Annotated in this window: 19 protein-coding genes and 1 tRNA gene; 10 read left to right on the top strand and 10 right to left on the bottom strand. The window is 62.7% G+C overall.

Going from position 1 to position 15,996, the window contains the following annotated elements:
- Position 1: 1 nt before the first annotated feature.
- Positions 2-1,264, bottom strand: coding sequence for an aromatic ring-hydroxylating oxygenase subunit alpha (locus tag ACVW1B_RS28845; protein ID WP_092089160.1), 1,263 nt, complete (start codon positions 1,262-1,264; stop codon positions 2-4).
- Between the two features lie 117 nt (positions 1,265-1,381).
- On the opposite strand from ACVW1B_RS28845, the gene ACVW1B_RS28850 reads away from it, so the two are divergent.
- Genes ACVW1B_RS28850 through ACVW1B_RS28860 form a run of 3 tightly spaced genes read left to right on the top strand, consistent with a single transcriptional unit; the run spans position 1,382 to position 3,734 of the window.
- Complete coding sequence (locus ACVW1B_RS28850) at positions 1,382-1,690, top strand: hypothetical protein (RefSeq protein ID WP_253638679.1); 309 nt, start codon at positions 1,382-1,384, stop codon at positions 1,688-1,690.
- Between the two features lie 39 nt (positions 1,691-1,729).
- Positions 1,730-2,164 (top strand): hypothetical protein, encoded by a 435-nt coding sequence (locus ACVW1B_RS28855; protein WP_143029744.1) that lies wholly within the window; start codon positions 1,730-1,732, stop codon positions 2,162-2,164.
- A complete protein-coding gene (locus tag ACVW1B_RS28860; RefSeq protein ID WP_253640962.1) occupies positions 2,103-3,734 on the top strand; it encodes a recombinase family protein in 1,632 nt (543 codons plus the stop codon). Before ACVW1B_RS28855 ends, ACVW1B_RS28860 begins: the two co-directional genes overlap by 62 nt.
- On the opposite strand, the gene ACVW1B_RS28865 is transcribed toward ACVW1B_RS28860, so the two are convergent.
- The 4 genes from ACVW1B_RS28865 to mnmA form a co-directional block, all read right to left on the bottom strand.
- Positions 3,691-3,767: transfer RNA gene (locus ACVW1B_RS28865), tRNA-Met, on the bottom strand. The genes ACVW1B_RS28860 and ACVW1B_RS28865 overlap by 44 nt on opposite strands.
- Before the next feature lie 116 nt (positions 3,768-3,883).
- Positions 3,884-4,252: a hypothetical protein gene (locus tag ACVW1B_RS28870; RefSeq protein ID WP_253606933.1), complete on the bottom strand. Its 369-nt coding sequence runs from the start codon at positions 4,250-4,252 to the stop codon at positions 3,884-3,886.
- Between the two features lie 53 nt (positions 4,253-4,305).
- Complete coding sequence (locus ACVW1B_RS28875; protein ID WP_028333443.1) at positions 4,306-4,944, bottom strand: class I SAM-dependent methyltransferase; 639 nt, start codon at positions 4,942-4,944, stop codon at positions 4,306-4,308.
- 75 nt (positions 4,945-5,019) lie between these two features.
- Positions 5,020-6,216: a tRNA 2-thiouridine(34) synthase MnmA gene (gene mnmA, locus ACVW1B_RS28880; RefSeq protein WP_253606932.1), complete on the bottom strand. Its 1,197-nt coding sequence runs from the start codon at positions 6,214-6,216 to the stop codon at positions 5,020-5,022.
- A 343-nt stretch (positions 6,217-6,559) separates the two neighbouring features.
- Between mnmA and ACVW1B_RS28885 the strand changes: the two genes are divergently transcribed.
- Together ACVW1B_RS28885 and ACVW1B_RS28890 are read left to right on the top strand one after the other, a co-directional pair.
- Positions 6,560-8,167 (top strand): flagellar hook-length control protein FliK, encoded by a 1,608-nt coding sequence (locus ACVW1B_RS28885; protein WP_253606931.1) that lies wholly within the window; start codon positions 6,560-6,562, stop codon positions 8,165-8,167.
- 10 nt (positions 8,168-8,177) lie between these two features.
- Entirely contained in the window at positions 8,178-8,891 is a 714-nt protein-coding gene (locus ACVW1B_RS28890) for a flagellar hook assembly protein FlgD (RefSeq protein ID WP_016844363.1), read from the top strand.
- A 339-nt stretch (positions 8,892-9,230) separates the two neighbouring features.
- On the opposite strand, the gene ACVW1B_RS28895 is transcribed toward ACVW1B_RS28890, so the two are convergent.
- Positions 9,231-10,268 carry an IS110 family RNA-guided transposase gene (locus ACVW1B_RS28895; protein ID WP_253605065.1) on the bottom strand — a complete coding sequence of 346 codons (1,038 nt, stop codon included), beginning with the start codon at positions 10,266-10,268 and terminating at the stop codon, positions 9,231-9,233.
- A gap of 344 nt (positions 10,269-10,612) precedes the next feature.
- Here ACVW1B_RS28895 and ACVW1B_RS28900 point away from each other — a divergent pair, with 344 nt between their 5' ends.
- On the top strand, positions 10,613-10,831 hold the full coding sequence (locus tag ACVW1B_RS28900) for a hypothetical protein (protein WP_225161433.1): 219 nt from the start codon (positions 10,613-10,615) through the stop codon (positions 10,829-10,831).
- 110 nt (positions 10,832-10,941) lie between these two features.
- On the opposite strand, the gene ACVW1B_RS28905 is transcribed toward ACVW1B_RS28900, so the two are convergent.
- From ACVW1B_RS28905 to ACVW1B_RS28915, 3 genes are all read right to left on the bottom strand, one after another.
- Positions 10,942-11,286 carry a DUF1236 domain-containing protein gene (locus ACVW1B_RS28905; RefSeq protein WP_092089173.1) on the bottom strand — a complete coding sequence of 115 codons (345 nt, stop codon included), beginning with the start codon at positions 11,284-11,286 and terminating at the stop codon, positions 10,942-10,944.
- Positions 11,287-11,403: 117 nt separating this feature from the next.
- Complete coding sequence (locus ACVW1B_RS28910) at positions 11,404-11,580, bottom strand: DUF2934 domain-containing protein (protein ID WP_253606930.1); 177 nt, start codon at positions 11,578-11,580, stop codon at positions 11,404-11,406.
- Between the two features lies 1 nt (position 11,581).
- A complete protein-coding gene (locus tag ACVW1B_RS28915) occupies positions 11,582-11,767 on the bottom strand; it encodes a DUF3606 domain-containing protein (protein ID WP_028333447.1) in 186 nt (61 codons plus the stop codon).
- A 179-nt stretch (positions 11,768-11,946) separates the two neighbouring features.
- Here ACVW1B_RS28915 and ACVW1B_RS28920 point away from each other — a divergent pair, with 179 nt between their 5' ends.
- The 3 genes from ACVW1B_RS28920 (at position 11,947) to ACVW1B_RS28930 (ending at position 12,731) form a co-directional block, all read left to right on the top strand.
- Positions 11,947-12,105 (top strand): hypothetical protein, encoded by a 159-nt coding sequence (locus tag ACVW1B_RS28920; RefSeq protein ID WP_375167052.1) that lies wholly within the window; start codon positions 11,947-11,949, stop codon positions 12,103-12,105.
- A complete protein-coding gene (locus ACVW1B_RS28925) occupies positions 12,106-12,327 on the top strand; it encodes a DUF6894 family protein (protein WP_028333448.1) in 222 nt (73 codons plus the stop codon).
- 203 nt (positions 12,328-12,530) lie between these two features.
- Positions 12,531-12,731, top strand: a complete 201-nt coding sequence (locus ACVW1B_RS28930) for a hypothetical protein (RefSeq protein ID WP_057017332.1) — start codon at positions 12,531-12,533, stop codon at positions 12,729-12,731.
- A 197-nt stretch (positions 12,732-12,928) separates the two neighbouring features.
- On the opposite strand, the gene ACVW1B_RS28935 is transcribed toward ACVW1B_RS28930, so the two are convergent.
- Positions 12,929-13,906: a helix-turn-helix transcriptional regulator gene (locus ACVW1B_RS28935; RefSeq protein WP_253606928.1), complete on the bottom strand. Its 978-nt coding sequence runs from the start codon at positions 13,904-13,906 to the stop codon at positions 12,929-12,931.
- 821 nt (positions 13,907-14,727) lie between these two features.
- On the opposite strand from ACVW1B_RS28935, the gene ACVW1B_RS28940 reads away from it, so the two are divergent.
- A complete protein-coding gene (locus ACVW1B_RS28940) occupies positions 14,728-15,948 on the top strand; it encodes an OpgC family protein (protein ID WP_456822602.1) in 1,221 nt (406 codons plus the stop codon).
- The last annotated feature ends 48 nt before the right edge of the window (positions 15,949-15,996 follow it).

Raw genomic sequence — 15,996 nt, forward strand, 5'->3', positions numbered from 1 at the left:
TTCAGCCTCGCGAGGTCATCAGTTCGGCGTAGTGACGCCAGATTCCACGCTGCGGCACCTCGTCGGTCGAATGGCCGACCAGATAGCCGTTGTTGTCCCGATGCTCGCGGTGAAGCCCGCGTGTCAGCGTGACCCATTCCGGGTCATTGATCACCGCGCCGCGGTGGTTGCGCTCGTACATCTCGGTGTCGTCGGCCAGCAACAATCCAGCCGGGCCGACCGATCCCATGGTCTGCTGGCGCAGTCGCCGGTTGAGCTCGGGTGCTCCCTTGAACTGCAGTGCCGTGACGTGCTGGATCGTCTCGTCGACGGCGATCGGCTGGAGCACGAACAGCTGGATCTCGGCGATGAAGAGGTTGGGAAAGATCATCAGGTGCGGCGTCCCGTCGATCATGATCTTGCGCGCCCGTTCGGCGCCGTACGCCTGCTCCATCGCATGCACATAGTCGGGAAAGCGCGCCTCATTGGTGCCGAACCATTCGAGAGGCTTGCCGATCCGGCGCCACTCCGGCCGCAGGTCGAATTCGGTATGACCGTTGCCGAAATCACGCGTCAATGCGGTGGATTGCGGGCCGTAGAGCTTGCCGATGCCGCTGTCGGTCACCTGAAATACCGACCCGTGAACGAAAGCCGGATGGTAGCCATCCGTTTCGTTTTCAAGCATGAACTTCCAGTTCGCCTTGGTGCGATGCTGAAGGAAGCCCGCCGTCAACTCGAGCTCACCCTCGGGCGAGTTCTCGAGCAGCTGATCAATCGAGGCCTTCGCTCCGCCAAGATGTTTTTCGAGCGACGGCCCCTCGCTTGCGAAAGATCCGAACACGAAACCCCTGTAGATGCCAACACGGGGCACTTTGCCTAGCGAGAACTTGCTCTTGTCGGCATTCTCATAACCGTCGGCATAAGCGTAACCGATGAGATCGCCAGTGTTGGAGAATGTCCAGGAATGATAGGGGCATGTGAACGTGCCGCGGTTGCCCTCCCGATAAGCACAGAGCTGGTTTCCGCGATGCGGACACTTGTTCAGGAGCAGGCTGATCTTGCCATCACGATCATGGACCATCAGCACCGGCGTCGGACCGATGGATTTGGTCACATAGTCGTTCTTGTTCGGGACTTCGCTCGCGTGGCCGACATATACCCAGGACTTGTGCCAGATCCGCTCCAGCTCCTGCTCGAAGATCCGGGGGTCATGGTACACCACGCTGCGGACCCGGGTCGGCTCAATCAACGTTCGGTAGTCCGGATCACGTGGCTGATCAGTCATGCATTCTACCTTGAGGATGTCAGAATCTTACTTAGAACGATCGTTCGGACTATTAATAACATCGAACAAGGTGCGGCTGTCAAGCGCCAAGATCTGCCGCCGATCGACAAGTCCGTCATGGATGAGATAGCCGTTCCAGATCGGGTGGCAGCAATCCAAAATGTCCCGCGGTTGCTGGCGGAGCGGTGCGGCTCCAGCCCTGATCAGATTCTCAACTTGCGAACGCGGACAGCCCCGTTCTATGCGGCAGCTCTAGCGAGAAACGATATGGCCGATCCGGAATTCGTCACATTTATCATTCGCATTCAGGACGAGTTTCTAAGCGCGCTGCGACGACGCGATCCCGTCGCTGCGGCGGAAACTCGCAAAGTGGATCTCTATACGTTCCAACGCTATATCTACCGACTGCTGTCGCTCACCGAATAGCAGCAATAACCTACGATTCGCTCACGGCGTTTGCAGCTCATGCATCTGATGGCGCAGCATGTTCTTGACGGGGTCGCGCGCAGAACAAGACTCACTGCACCAGATTTCATCTTCCGAGAGTGTGTCCGTTTTATTCCCTATCATATCCAATTCCACGATCGGCGCATAAGCGCCCTGCTTTCTCTCACCAGTGCGCAGCATCTTGTCGGGATGAAGCGCGCAAGGACGATAGAAATTCATAGTCGTGGACCAAGGTTCGCAGCCTCCGCGCAAATCGATCCTGCTCTAATCAAGTTTGCTGAAGCCCTTGCAATTGCCGACGCAAGACGCGATCATCTCTTCGAGAGCGAGCGTCTGATGAAGAATCATCTCGATGCCGCTGGCGACAAGCGCATCAGCAGTGGTATTCGAGATGAAACCCGCAGCGATCTATGCTCGGTTCTCGACCGAGCTTCAAAACGAAAAATCGACTGACGATCAGATTGCCCTGTGTCGTGCTTATGCGGCTCGTCATCAACTCGATGTCGTTGCGACTTTTGAAGACAAGGCACGTTCTGGAGCCTCGGTATTCGGCCGCGACGGCTTGATGCAGCTTATGGACGCTGCGCGTCAGCATCGTTTCAAAGTTGTGATCGTAGAGGCATTGGACCGACTCTCACGCGACATGGAAGATCTGGCCGGCATCCACAAAAGGTTGTCTTTCCAGGGGATCGAGATCCAGGCCGTCCACGATGGCACTGCCGACTCAATCTTGATTGGGATCCGCGGCCTCGTCGGACAGATGCAGCGCGAGGACGGCGCGAAGAAGGTCCGCCGCGGCATGGCCGGCGTGATACGCGATGGCCGACATGCGGGAGGGCGTGCCTACGGATATCGAACGGTACCCGGCAAACCCGGCGAGCTCGAAATCGTCGAAGGTGAAGCTACGATCGTTCGGCGGATTTTTACAGCATACGCAGCGGGACGGGCACCCCGAGAGATCGCGCAGGATCTCAATCGGGAAAATATCCATCCACCGCGAGGTCGGCGATGGAATGCGTCGACGATCAACGGCAATGCCAAGCGCGGGACGGGGCTCATCTTCAATGAGCTCTATGCTGGCCGTATTGTCTGGAACAAGGTCCGGATGGTGAAGGATCCCGATACTGGAAAACGATTGTCTCGCCCAAACCCTCGCGAGGAGTGGCAGAGTATTGATGTGCCCCAACTGCGGATTGTCGAACAATCCGTTTGGGAGCAGGCGCACGCTTTGAAAACTGAGAAGGGTCATTTGGCCAGCCACATGAAGCGACGGGCGCCGCATCTCTTGTCTGGTCTTCTTCGGTGCGGTTGTTGCGGATCTGGCATGTCAGTTCACGACCGCGACAAGACCGGAAAGACCAGGATTCGTTGCTCAGCTGTGCGCGAGAGTGGCAGTTGTTCGAATCGCAGGATCATCTACCTGCGCGATGTCGAAAGACTTGTGCTCAGCGGGATGGTCGAGGAGTTGAAGGACCCACGGCTGATCGAGACTTATGTCCGCAACTACAACAGTGAGCGAGAGCGGCTTGCGGGGAACGCGTCTGCGGAGCGCCTGCGGCTAGAGGCCAAACGTGATCGGATCGAAGGCGAGCGTCAGCGCAACATTGATCTCGTAATCAAGTACGTGATTTCCGAGGAAGATGCCAAGCAACGGATCGCCGAGCTGAAGCAAGAGCGGTTGCGCGTCGAGGCGGAACTGGCTGCCCTCGAGGAGGCCCCTACCCCCATCTCACTGCATCCGGCAACGCTGGACCGCTACATCGAAACCGTCAATGCGCTCGCCGACACGATAGCAAGCCACGCAAGCGCGGAGGACGACCGCGGCCCGTTGGTCTCCGACTTCAGGGCGCTTGTGCACAGCGTCATTGTCCACCCGAAAGGCCCTTGGGAAGGCTTCGAGATCGAGGTCAAGGGAAAGCTGGCGGCATTGGTCGGCGGACGGGTCTTTCCGGAGGCCCACCACAATAGTGGGGGATACATGGTAGCGGGGGAGGGACTCGAACCCCCGACCCCAGGATTATGATTCCCGTGCTCTAACCAGCTGAGCTACCCCGCCATGGGCTCGCCATCGGCGGCTGGTGAGCCGCGGGTGCGAACGCGCGGCATATAAAGAGTGGCATGCGCGCCTGTCAAGCAAACCCGGACGGGGCAGCAACTTATTGCAGGCAGGGGCTATTTCGGCCTGACCGATGGGTCGCCACCGGGGCTGCCGGGCGGCGGAATCACCGGCGTGTTGCCGCCTTGCGGGGTCGGCGCACGCATTTCGGGATCGACACCGGCCGGCGGGCACAGCACGCCATCGGATTTGGCGAGCTTGTCGCCCAGCGGCTGGGCGGCCTGCCCGGTCGTGGTTCCCTCCGGCACTGCAGCACCCGGATGCGACGGCTGCTGCTGCGGCGCGCAATTCGTGGCGGCGCGCTGCGGCGCCGGCGGCGCGGTCTGTGCCGGCGGCGTGGCTGATGTCGGCGGCGCCTGCGCCGCGGCAACAGCGGGTGCCAGCATCAGCACACAGGATAAAGCGAGTGTTCGATTGATCCTCATGACGAGAAAACCGTGACGGCGCGCCGATGTTCCCTCGCAAAATCGCCGCAACCTCACGATTTGCGGAAGCGGATCAGCGAGAAATGCCCCATCGGCGGCATCGGGCGGCGCTCCGCAAGGCTGACCCCGCCATGCTTCGCCGCCCAATTGGTCAGCCGTTCCCACGGAAACTCCGGACGCCAGCCGAGCCGCCGCGCCAGCGGCGCGAAGGCGAGCTCGAAGACGCGGCGCGGGCCGCTCTCGGCGCCGATGTGATTGACCAGGATCAGCTCGCCGCCGGGCTTCAGCACGCGGATGAAATCGTCGAGCGTCGCCTCGGGATCCGGCACCGCGGTGATGACATATTGCGCGACCACCGCGTCGAAGAACGCATCCGGAAATGCGAGATTCTTGGCGTCCATCACCGCCAGCGCCTCGACATTGCTGAGGCCCTGCGTGCGCACGCGCTTGAGCGCCCGCCGCAGCATCGGCTCGGAAATATCGACGCCGCATAGTTTTGTGGTGCGCTTGTATTCCGACAGCGAGAGCCCGGTGCCGACGCCGACGTCCAGCACGCGGCCGCCGATCCGGTCGGCTTCCGCGATCGTCGACTGACGGCCCTGATCGAACACCTTGCCGAACACCAGATCGTAGATCGGTGCCCAGCGGCCATACGCCTTTTCGACCCCTTCGCGGTCGATGTCCCCAGCCATTCCCCTGCCCCGACGTTACTCTTGTTTGCGCATGATCGTCGCGGAAAACCGGTCCCCACTTTTCCGGATCATGCGCTATCCGCGAACCGCTTCTGCAAGCGGCGCCAACGCGTCCTGCGTCGCGGTCCGCATTGCGCGGCTGGCGCTTGCACTTCTGATGAAGCCGCCGCCGAGCACACGCGCCTGCCCGGAGGCCGCGTCGTAGAACACGCAGGCCTGGCCGGGCGACACGCCCTCCTCGCCGGCGACGAGCTCGACCTCATAGCCGCCATCGACGGCGCGCAACCACGCCGGCTGCGGCGCGCGCGTCGAACGCACGCGGACATAGATCTCGATGCCCTCGCCGATCACGCGATCCAGCGCGCCGTCGCCGATCCAGTTGACGTCGCGCAGCGCGATGCGATCCATCCGCAGTGCCTCGCGCGGTCCGACCACGACACGGCGCGTCGCCGCATCGAGCTTGACCACATAGAGCGGGCTGCCGGAGGCAATGCCGAGCCCCTTGCGCTGGCCGACGGTGAAATGAACGATGCCCTGGTGCTGGCCGATCACATGACCGTCGAGATCGACGATATCGCCCGGCGCGATCGCATTCGGCTTCAGCCGTCCGATGATGTCGGTATAGCGGCCGGTCGGCACGAAGCAGATGTCCTGGCTGTCCTGCTTGTCGGCGACCTCGAGATCGAAGCGCCGCGCCAGCTCGCGGGTCTGCGGCTTGGTCATGTCACCGAGCGGGAAGCGCAGGAAGTCGAGCTGCTCGCGCGTGGTCGCGAACAGGAAATAGCTCTGGTCGCGATCGGCATCCGCGGCACAGACCAGCGAGCGCGATCCGTCGGCAAGCCGCCGCGAGGCGACATAGTGGCCGGTTGCGAGCGCCTGCGCGCCGAGCTCGCGCGCGGTCGCGAGCAGGTCGCGAAACTTGACCGAACGGTTGCACTCGATGCACGGCACCGGCGTCTCGCCGAGCGCGTAGCTGTCGGCGAAATTGTCGATCACCGATTGCTTGAAGCGGCTTTCGTAGTCGAGCACGTAATGCGGGATGCCGATCCGCTCGGCGACATTGCGCGCGTCGTGGATGTCGCGGCCGGCGCAGCAGGCGCCCTTGCGATGGGTCGCGGCGCCATGGTCGTAGAGCTGCAGCGTGATCCCGACCACGTCGTAACCCTGCGACTTCAACAGCGCAGCCGTCACCGACGAGTCGACGCCGCCGGACATGGCAACGACGATCCGTGTGTCTTCAGGGCGGCCTTCGAGATCCAGACTGTTGAGCATCTTTAAGCGGTCATTGGTCACTGTCGCGGCGAGCTTAGACGCTCCGCGACGATATTGGAAAAAACCTTTTGTCCAGAGAGCCTTAGAACACATCCAAGGCCGGTTCGGTCGGTTCGGACGCGTTGGAGGCCACCTTTAATATAGGCCGTATTCCGGTGAGGCAATCCGCGGAAGCCGTGCCGTGCCGCGCCTGGACGGCAAATCTTGCCGCCGGGCAAAAAGGAGACCTGCCGGGAACCCGCTCCAGCCGACCAAGGCAGCCCCTAACCTTCTGAAATAACTCATTATTTATTGCCGTCCCTGGTTGGCCCACTCCTTGCTGACAAAACGCCGGAAGTCTCATTTGCGAGGGTTGGCAGTGGTCAGCGTCACGTCGGAAGCATTGGCAGGCCGGTCTTTTCAGGGCGCGACGCAGCGGTCGGCGCGGCCCGATCCCGCTTCGCAGGCGGGGAACGACGGCTTTGCCGCGCTGGTCGACAGCAACACTGCGTCCGCAAACGACAGCAGCCGCTACGACTCCCAGCCGGCGCCCTCGCGGCGGTCCGACGATCCGCCCTCGACGACCGACGCACGCCCCCGCGACACCAGCACGGGCCCCGACAGGACGTCGCGGGATTCCGGCAGTTCGCGCGACGACAACAAGGTCGACAGCGACGCGCCGTCCAAGACCAAGTCGAAATCGAAATCGGACGACTCGAAATCGAGCTCCGATGCGAACTCGACCAGTGACAAGCCGGACGCGACGCTGGCCGCTGCGCAGCAGGATCCCGGTGCGGCAACTGTGAATGCCGTGATTGCTCCTGTTGCCGCGACACCGGCGACCGCCCCGACACCGGCGGCCACCGCGCCGTCCGACCAGCCGGCCGCACCGCTCGCGATCGCGGCGGCGGCCATCGCGGCAAGCTCGGCCATCGCCGGCACTGGTGCCGCTGCCGGCACCGGCGCGCCTGCCGGCGCCGACACCGCAGCGGCGGCGGCCACCACAGCGAACGCCGACAAGGTCGCCAAGGCGGCCGGCGTCAAGACCGACGCGCAGATCATCACCACCAGCGATGCGGCAACGGCATCGGGCGCAGCGACAGCAACCGGCGATGCGACATTCGCCGCCGCGGTTGCCGCCGGAACGCCCGCCACCAAGACGACGGCGCAGGCCAAGACACAGCTCACCACGAAGGACGCGACGGCGACGATGCCGGCCGACCAGGACGGCGCCACAGCGGGCAGCGCCAACACCGCGCAGGCTGCTCCGACCAACATCGTTCCCGCCGCCGCGCAGCCGGCCGCCGTTGCCGGCAAGGCAAAGGCCGCCACCGACGGTGCCGCCGATGCCATCAAGGCCGACGCGGGCGGCGACGGCAATGCCGCGCCGACACCGGCGGTCGGCGGCCACGCCGCCGCGCAGACCCAGCTCACGACCCCCGATCCCAGCGCGCAGGCAGCGAACGCACTGCAGCCGCAACCCGCGACCACCCAGACGACGCCGTCTGCGACCGCACAATTGACCGTGACCAACGCTGCGCAAAGCGCCGCCGTGCCGCTCAGCGGGCTTGCGATGCAGATCGCCGCCTCCGCCAAGAGCGGCAAGAGTCGCTTCGAGATCCGGCTCGACCCCGCCGAGCTCGGCCGCATCGATGTCCGCATCGATGTCGATCGCAACGGCCAGGTCACCTCGCATCTCACCGTCGAACGTCCGGAAACGCTGTCGATGCTGCGCCAGGATGCCAACCAGCTGCAGCGCGCGCTCGACAATGCCGGCCTCTCGACCGGCAATGGCGGATTGCAGTTCAGCCTGCGCGACCAGTCGCAGTCAGGCCAAAACAACAATGGCCAGTCCAATCCGAACGCCCATCGTTTGATCGTCACCGAGGAGGACAGCGTTCCCGCCGCAGCGGCGGGCCGCTCCTACGGCCGTGCAACCGGCGCCCTCGGCGGCGTCGATATCAGAGTGTAAGGAGTTCACCATGGCAGTCGATGCAACTATGCCGACGCCCGTCGTCTCAGCACCGGGCACCAGCAACGGAACGAACTCTGGAAGCAGCAGCGGCAGCGGCCTGACGACCTCCTCGCAGGGCATCGCCGACAATTTCCAGACCTTCCTGACGCTGCTGACCACGCAGTTGCAGAACCAGAACCCGCTCGACCCGCTCGACACCAACCAGTTCACCCAGCAGCTGGTGCAGTTCGCGGGCGTCGAGCAGCAGCTGAAATCCAACGATCAGCTGAAGTCGCTGATCGAGATCGAGAAGAGCGCGCAGTCGACCCAGGCGCTGGTCTATGTCGGCAACACGGTCGCGGTCGACGGCAGCAAGACGCAGTTCGACAAATCCGCGACCTGGAATCTGGTGTCCCCGCAAGCCACCAGCGCCACCATCACGATCACCAGCGCGACCGGCCAGACCGCCTATTCCGGCAATTTCAGCCTGAAGCAGGGCAATGCCAGCTTCGTCTGGGATGGCAAGGGCAATGACGGCACGCAATGGCCGGCCGGCACCTACACGCTGACCGCCACCGGCAAGGATTCCAAGGGCAACCCGATCGCCATCTCGACCGAGGTGCAGGGCGTCGTCGACTCCGTCGACCTGACCGCCTCCCCGCCGCTGCTCTCGATCGGCGGGCAGACCTACACCACCGACAAGATCAAGCGCGTGGTGCGCGGGGCGACTGGCTCGAGCTGAGCACATTGCCACGATCCGTAGCTGCGCGTTGAGCGGGCGACCGCGCACACCACACTGTATCGTCGTCCTGGCGAAAGCCAGGACCCATATGTGGACGGCCCCCGTGGCACAAGAGCTGTTTGGTGAGATCGGATCGCTTGCATCCATATGTCCGGCCTGTTGGGTGCGATCGAATGGATCGCTGGCCAAGATGGTTTGCGCGATGCGAGTTCCAAACAACCACGCGGCCTGTTGGCAGCCGATGGGTCCTGCGGACTGTCTCGCATCGTTGCTCGATCGATCGCTCCATCTGCTCTTGCAGCTCCGGTCGGCCGGCGAGCGAGCCCGCCGGCTAATCGATTAGGCGGCGGCTGTCATGGGATTCATCCGTGCCGCCTCGTAACTCTCGCCCGTTGCCATCAGCTTCCAGGCGATACGGGCCACTTTGTTGGCGAGCGCCACGGCCGCAAGCTTCGGCGGCTTGCGCTTGATCAGGGCCAGCAGCCAGCGCGAGTGATGACCGCGTCCCCGCCTGGCCTGCTGGATCACCGCTGTGGCCCCGACCACCAGCAGACGGCGCAAGTTCTCATCGCCAGCCCGCGTGATCTTGCCAAGCCTGGTCTTGCCAGCGGTGGAGTGGTCCTTGGGTGTCAATCCCAGCCAGGCCGCAAAATGACGACCAGAACGGAACGTGCGCGGATCAGGTGTCTTCATCACCAGCGCGGTTGCAACGATCGGACCGACCGAGGGGATCTGAGCCAAGCGCCGGCCCGTGGCATCGGCGCGGTGCCAGGCCATCAGCTTGGCCTCAACCGCCTCCAACTCACCCTCGAGCCTGACGCGCTCCCGGCCCAGCACCACAAACAGCTCGCGCGCCAGAACCGGAAGCGTCTCGTCCTGCGCAATCCGCACCAGCAGGGGTTCGATCGCGTCCAGTCCCTTGGGGGCGATCAGGCCATACTCCGCCGCGTGGCCGCGTATCGTATTGGTCAGCTGGGTGCGCCGGACGATCAATCCGTCGCGGACACCCATCAGCATCAGCGCGGCCTGCTGCTCGGCCGTCTTCACCGGCACGAAGCGCATGCTCGGCCGGCTCATCGCTTCACACAGGCCTTCTGCATCCCGCCCGTCATTCTTGTTCCGCATCACGTAGGGTTTGACCAATTGCGGTGCCATCAGCTTCACCTCGTGACCGAGCTTGGAAAGCTGACGCGCCCAATGTTGCGAAGCCCCGCAGGCCTCCATCCCGATCACAGTCGGCGGCAATTTGGCGAAGAACTCCAGCACTTGTTTGCGCGACAGCTTCTTGCGCAGCACCACCTGCTCCGCCGCATCAACCCCATGCAGCACAAAAATATACTTCGACGTATCAATCCCAATGCGGATAATCTGGTTCACGGACGGCTCCCTTGTATGAGATCTAGACAACCTCATTCTGGCACACTGATGCCGTAGGGGGCCGTCCACACCATCAACCACCGTCTTCGGTGATGAGCGGGATCGTGGCCCCAGCGTCGCGCAACAATTGAGAGTTGGGGTAATGGGTCCTGGCTTTCGCCAGGACGACACTGAGTGTGTGGCGCGGGTTTTGTGGTCACACGATCGCATTCTCGCGACATGATTTGCCCGAGCTTTTGCTTCTCGTCTCGCCTCTGCTGGAGGGCGCAGGGAAAGCCGGGTGCCGATCGCGACGGTTCCATGCTATAGCCACGTCACTTGGCTGCTTGCTGTGGGGCTCGACAATGCCGATCAATCGCTTGCTGAAGACGGACGAATACACGCCGGAGCAAATCGAGCTCTTCAACAGGGCGTTCAGCCTGGCGCTGCATTCGATGGGTCTGGTCGATCGCAACGATCCGCTTTGCGAGATCGTGGCCCGCAAGGTCATCGAGATCGGCAAGACCGGGGCCCTCGACGCGAAGGGCATCGCGGAAGCGGCTGTCGCCAGCATCGGTCTCTGACGGCCGACGCGGTCGATGACCCCTGACCGAACGGCGCTTGTCCCGCGGATCAGGCGTTCCGGCTGATGGCGGGCCGCCGCCGTTGCTGGCGGCCCGCCATCAGAGCGGCCTCACTCGACTTCCTGGACGACCGTACGGGTGTCGGGATCGACCAGCATCACGCGCTGGCCGGTATAGACATAGCGATATCTGGTGAGCGACGGGCCCCAATCGGCAGGCACCGCTTCAAGCTCGACCTCGCGCGGCACAGGCGAGCCGACGACGATCCTCTCCCGCGTCTCGACGGGACGGATCTTGTGTTCGGTCACATAGCTGTGGATTCGCGTACGGTATTGCGGCTCGATCTGCACGGTGGCGGCATGTCCGGCACCGGTCGTGCCGACAATCGTGCTCTGGGCAAAAGCGCCCGTCGACGCCAATACGGCGGCAACAGAAATCAAAACCAGTCTTTTCATAACGTCCTCCTCACCGCTCCATGCGGCGTTTCGAGAACCGCGACAGAATGGCAATGTTCCTAATGGAGGATCCCCATCAATCGCGCCGCCGGCACGCCTCTCGCGGCAAGACCGGCTTCATCCGGGAATGATCGTCTTGTTCGGCTGGTCCAGTGCTGGCGCGTCCGGACTTTCGTTCTCCGCATTCAGTTCGACCTCGGCCGCGTGCCGGAATTGCTCGTCCCTGCCGTCGGGCTTTCCGGCCTTCTCCCAGAGCTGCCGCGCGTAGTCCCGGATCTGCTGTACGGTGGCCATGTCATTCCTCGGGAATTCCGAGCTCCTTGCGAACCGTCACGGCTGAGTCACCGACCTTCTCGACGGCTTTACGCAGCTGTTCGCGCGACACACCGAGGGCATGTGTCCAGCATCTCACCTGAAGCAGATCGTGCATGTTGATCTTCGATCGATCGAACTGCTCTTTCCTGGTCAGGCGCTTCGTCACTGAATTTCTCGCGTCAACCGCTCGGCCTGAGCCTCGGCCGTTGCTGGCGATCCAATCTTCCGGACAGTCATTTGTTCCTTTCTTGGATGGCTGGGTCCTCACCCCTCGGAGGAACATTCTCCACGAGCGATACTTCAGTCGTGAGAGGCCGCGGGCGGCAGCACGAACAAGGGTAAGCCATGACAGGCATTGCAGACAGGATCGGCGGACGGGTCAAGCAGCTCATCGCCGAGATCATCAACGATGGCAGGCTTGCCAAGGAAGGCGCGCAGCAGATCAAGAAGGCCGAGAACGCGCCGCCCGCGAAGCCGTTCGGCAATTTGGACAAGCTGACCTAGATGCCCAGATACTTCTTCCATCTCGCGGGCGACATCCCCGCACACGACGTCGTCGGTCACGACTGTGCCGACGACAAGGACGCCCAGGATCACGGCAGCTTCATCGCTCACCGGATCGGGACCGAAAAGCCGGAGATGGTTCGCGACGGCAATTTCATTTCGGTTCGCGATGCGGGCGATAGCGAACTCTTCCGCATCCCCCTGGCTTCGACGAGCGTCTGACGGGGAACGATCGTTCTCAGCTCGGCTCGGCTCGCTTCCCGCAGACCGACGCTGCCGGCCGATGTCCAGCATTCCCTGGCCGGCCCGCCGCATGGTGCTCTCAAGGAGGCGACCAGGACAGGCCACGCCCCGCCGTTCAATAGGAACAAACGACGACGAGCGCGGTTCGGACCTACATCAGGGTTGAAACACCAATTGCACACATGAAACGTCGCAATCGCTTCAAGCAAACCACGACGCTCGCATACCGCCTCATTCAGCTGGAGGAAGCGGCCCGCGCGAGGGCTTCGCATCTGCCTCCCGGCACCGAGCGGGAACGACTTCTCAAGAAGGCCCGCGAGGCCGAGCGCGCCGTCCAGATCGACCAATGGCTCGCCACTCCGGGAGCAGAGCCGCCACCATAGCGCTTCGATTCACATAAGTTGTGTCGATTCACATAAGCTAATGCGCGCACAGCCGCGAGAGGCGTTCGAGGCTCGGGCCCGCCCCAACGTCGGGTTTTGCCCCAACCAGACTTGCAGCCGGCCTCAACCCACCTCGCCCTTCGCTCCGGAGCGCCCCCATGCAGCATCTCGCGCACATGCCGATCAGGGGCGGCGGCTCAGTGAGAGCCCTTTCGTGCGAGCCGCACACCGCGTGGCGAATCGCCGAAGCGGGCTCGGAACAGACGGTTGAAATGCGAAACATCCGAGAAACCGACCTCGAGCGCGATATCGGAAATTCGCCGACGGCCGGCATCTGGCTCGGTGAGCAATTTGAGCGCCCGCTGGAGCCGCAATTCATTCAAGCGCTCGGTGAATGACGGTCCTGATGACGCCATCAGGCGCTGCAGATAGCGCGACGAGATGCCCTGGCCACGCGCAACCGTTTGAACGTTGAGCCCGGGCTCCTCAAAGTGTGCGGCGATGTAGTCGAGCACGGCACGGTGCCGCGCAGCGACGACGGCGCTCGCGCTGCTCTCGCCCAGCGCAGCACACTCGCCGATCGCGAGCGCGATGAGATCGTGGATATGGGTCACGACCGTATCGCGAAGCTTCGGCGCGCTCAGCGCTTTCGTCTTAAGCACCGATTTCAGGTATGAGATAAAGAGTCGGAATGCTTCTGTCCGGTGCCAAATTGGCCGCATGACCAGGCCTTCGACGTCGCTCACGCGCTGCGCAAGTGCCTCGCGCGGCACGGCCAGGCCGAATTGCAACCCGTCGATATAGGTGACGCTGGCAGGCTCGGAATGCAGAATTGCGATTGCATCGCCGGCGCGAAAATCGGCGTCTCGGCCGCGCTGCGATAGCTGACCTCTGCCCGGAGAGCAGAAGATGACCCCGATGGAGTCATCGCCATCGGCAAGGTTCGCCTGCAAACGCTTGAACCGCATCGACGTGCCCTTCAGCGCCAGCATGCGTAGACCCTGAACCGCTCGCAGCGACGCATCGGCCTGGAATGAAACGTTCGAGAGAGGCTCGATATCGGCGTGCACGATGCATCGGCCAAAGTGCTCGCGCCAGAGCGGGATACGAATGCGTTCCGGAAGCTCGCACGTCGAAAATCGATACGATGCGAAATTGGCTGCGTCCATCGGCATGGGGACCTCCAGCCTTCACAAAACACCAGAATGAAATGCTGCGGCACTCCACAGTCAGTATCTGCATTTTGCGATTCACGCACCGGCCTTCGCTCGATCCGTGCGCATGAGTCCAAGAAGCCACGCTACCGGTCTGCTAGTCTTGCTCGCCTGTGATTGATGCTGATGTGAACTGGTTCACTTGGTGATTAGAATATTACGTATATAATGACATCATGAAAATCGCGGCAAATTTCCCTTTTAAGAAGAAGCAGTCGCGATCGCTCTATTTATAATTGCTGCCATCGGATCCGTTTCAAACATTCCGGGCAGCGTGCAAGCGCAAATCAGTGTCGTGCCCCTGTACGCGGTTTCCTGGCTAAGACGCCACGCGCAGGTCATTCAGTAGAACGACTGATATCGATTTTGGTTGCGTCGGACTGCCTGCGGCACTGTCGGTTATCGCCGCCGGTTGAAATGGTCGAAATCTGTCACGTGGGAAAGTCAACCTAGTGATCAAGAAGGCGTTCGATCATGTCCATCATATTCGACATGCTTTATCGTGAATACTGTCGCGCCCGCCTCGCCGAAATGCGAAAGCAGCATTTGTTGCCGGCCATCGGCGACGTCGCGCAGGCGGCGCCGTCAGAGGATAGCGATCCACCCGGTCCCCGTGATTGCGGCTGGCCGGCGGAAGCGCCGCCAACCCTCGGGTAGTAGCTGGAGCGCACAATCATACAGGTTGGCCGGAGGCTAGTCCGGCACGCGCACGCCTCGGAGCACCCGGGCGTCTCATGGACCTGGGTCCGATGAGGCTGCGCGCCCGCCAGACAGATCGATAGATGCACGATCGAACCCGCAGCTCGAAGCGATTGCTCGGCGAGACTCCGCCGGAGTTCAGATCGACCGGCCGCGACCCGCGCATCGATGTCTGTCGCGGGATCGCGTTGTGGTGGATCTTTCTCGATCACATTCCAGACAACGTCGGAAGCTGGCTGACCCTGCGCAACTACGGCTTCTGCGATGCCGCCGAAATCTTCATGTTCATCTCGGGCGTCACCTGCGCACTGGCCTACGGCAGGGCGCGTCAGCGCGACGGTTGGCGCGGCATGATCGGCCGTTCGCTGCGGCGAGGATGGGATATCTATGCCGCCTTTCTGCTGCTGACGCTCGCCTGCGCGATCGTCGTCTACCTCACGGGCAGCGACCGTCTCGCCGACGACAGCAATACGCGGGTTCTGTTCGAACGTCCGGGCGCAGCGCTTGCGCACGCCGCGGTGCTGCAATTCCACCCTGTCAATACCGACGTGCTGCCGGTCTTTGTGATCTGTCACGTGTTGTTCGCACCGCTGCTGTGGCTGCTGCTGCGAGCGCCGAACCTGGCGCTTGGTCTTTCGCTGTCGCTTTATGCGCTGGTGCATGTCTTCGGCTGGAGCATTCCCGCCTGGCCCGACGGCGTCTGGTTCTTCAACCCACTGGCCTGGCAGCTTCCGGTCGTGCTGGGCGCATGGTACGTCATCGAGGGAAGGACGATCCAGGGATGGGTGACGTCGCGCCCTGCGCTGGTTCTGTCCGCGCTCTATCTCGCGTTCGGCCTCGTCGTTGCGCTGGGCCACGGCATCAAGCCGCCGCTGCTGCCGCAGGCGCTGACGGATCTGCTGTTTCCGATGGACAAGTCGAATTTGAGCCCGTTGCGGCTGCTGCATTTTCTGGCACTTGCCATCGTGGTGTCATGGCTCGTTCCAGCGGGCTGGCAGGGACTGTCGACGCCGATGCTGCGCAGCGCGAGGCGTTGTGGCGAGAACTCGCTGCCGATCTATTGTCTCGGCGTCCTGCTGGCGCTCGCCAGCCAATGCGACCTGTTTGACATCTCGAACCGGCTCTCGATGCAGATCGGACTCAGTCTTGCCGGTGTCCTTGTGATGGCCGCGGTCGCGACGCTGCTGAACACGCTCGGCACCAAGCGCGCCCGGCCGCCGGATGTCGATGCCGCCGGACATGACCTTGTGCCGCGCGCCGGCGATCGCGGCATCTTCGACGGTCATGGCGCGCATATCCTCTAGAGCGCGTCATCGTGCGCGGGAGAAGCGGATGCTCTCCCACGCACGGTC

The organism is Bradyrhizobium sp. USDA 4502, assembly GCF_054063355.1.

Coding starts and splice junctions, on each gene's coding strand:
- ACVW1B_RS28845 (WP_092089160.1), bottom strand. CDS start 1,264: ATGACTGATCAGCCACGTGATCCGGACTACCGAACGTTGATTGAGCCG.
- ACVW1B_RS28850 (WP_253638679.1), top strand. CDS start 1,382: ATGGATGAGATAGCCGTTCCAGATCGGGTGGCAGCAATCCAAAATGTC.
- ACVW1B_RS28855 (WP_143029744.1), top strand. CDS start 1,730: ATGCATCTGATGGCGCAGCATGTTCTTGACGGGGTCGCGCGCAGAACA.
- ACVW1B_RS28860 (WP_253640962.1), top strand. CDS start 2,103: ATGAAACCCGCAGCGATCTATGCTCGGTTCTCGACCGAGCTTCAAAAC.
- ACVW1B_RS28870 (WP_253606933.1), bottom strand. CDS start 4,252: ATGAGGATCAATCGAACACTCGCTTTATCCTGTGTGCTGATGCTGGCA.
- ACVW1B_RS28875 (WP_028333443.1), bottom strand. CDS start 4,944: ATGGCTGGGGACATCGACCGCGAAGGGGTCGAAAAGGCGTATGGCCGC.
- mnmA (WP_253606932.1), bottom strand. CDS start 6,216: ATGCTCAACAGTCTGGATCTCGAAGGCCGCCCTGAAGACACACGGATC.
- ACVW1B_RS28890 (WP_016844363.1), top strand. CDS start 8,178: ATGGCAGTCGATGCAACTATGCCGACGCCCGTCGTCTCAGCACCGGGC.
- ACVW1B_RS28900 (WP_225161433.1), top strand. CDS start 10,613: ATGCCGATCAATCGCTTGCTGAAGACGGACGAATACACGCCGGAGCAA.
- ACVW1B_RS28905 (WP_092089173.1), bottom strand. CDS start 11,286: ATGAAAAGACTGGTTTTGATTTCTGTTGCCGCCGTATTGGCGTCGACG.
- ACVW1B_RS28910 (WP_253606930.1), bottom strand. CDS start 11,580: ATGGCCACCGTACAGCAGATCCGGGACTACGCGCGGCAGCTCTGGGAG.
- ACVW1B_RS28920 (WP_375167052.1), top strand. CDS start 11,947: ATGACAGGCATTGCAGACAGGATCGGCGGACGGGTCAAGCAGCTCATC.
- ACVW1B_RS28925 (WP_028333448.1), top strand. CDS start 12,106: ATGCCCAGATACTTCTTCCATCTCGCGGGCGACATCCCCGCACACGAC.
- ACVW1B_RS28930 (WP_057017332.1), top strand. CDS start 12,531: ATGAAACGTCGCAATCGCTTCAAGCAAACCACGACGCTCGCATACCGC.
- ACVW1B_RS28935 (WP_253606928.1), bottom strand. CDS start 13,906: ATGCCGATGGACGCAGCCAATTTCGCATCGTATCGATTTTCGACGTGC.
- ACVW1B_RS28940 (WP_456822602.1), top strand. CDS start 14,728: ATGCACGATCGAACCCGCAGCTCGAAGCGATTGCTCGGCGAGACTCCG.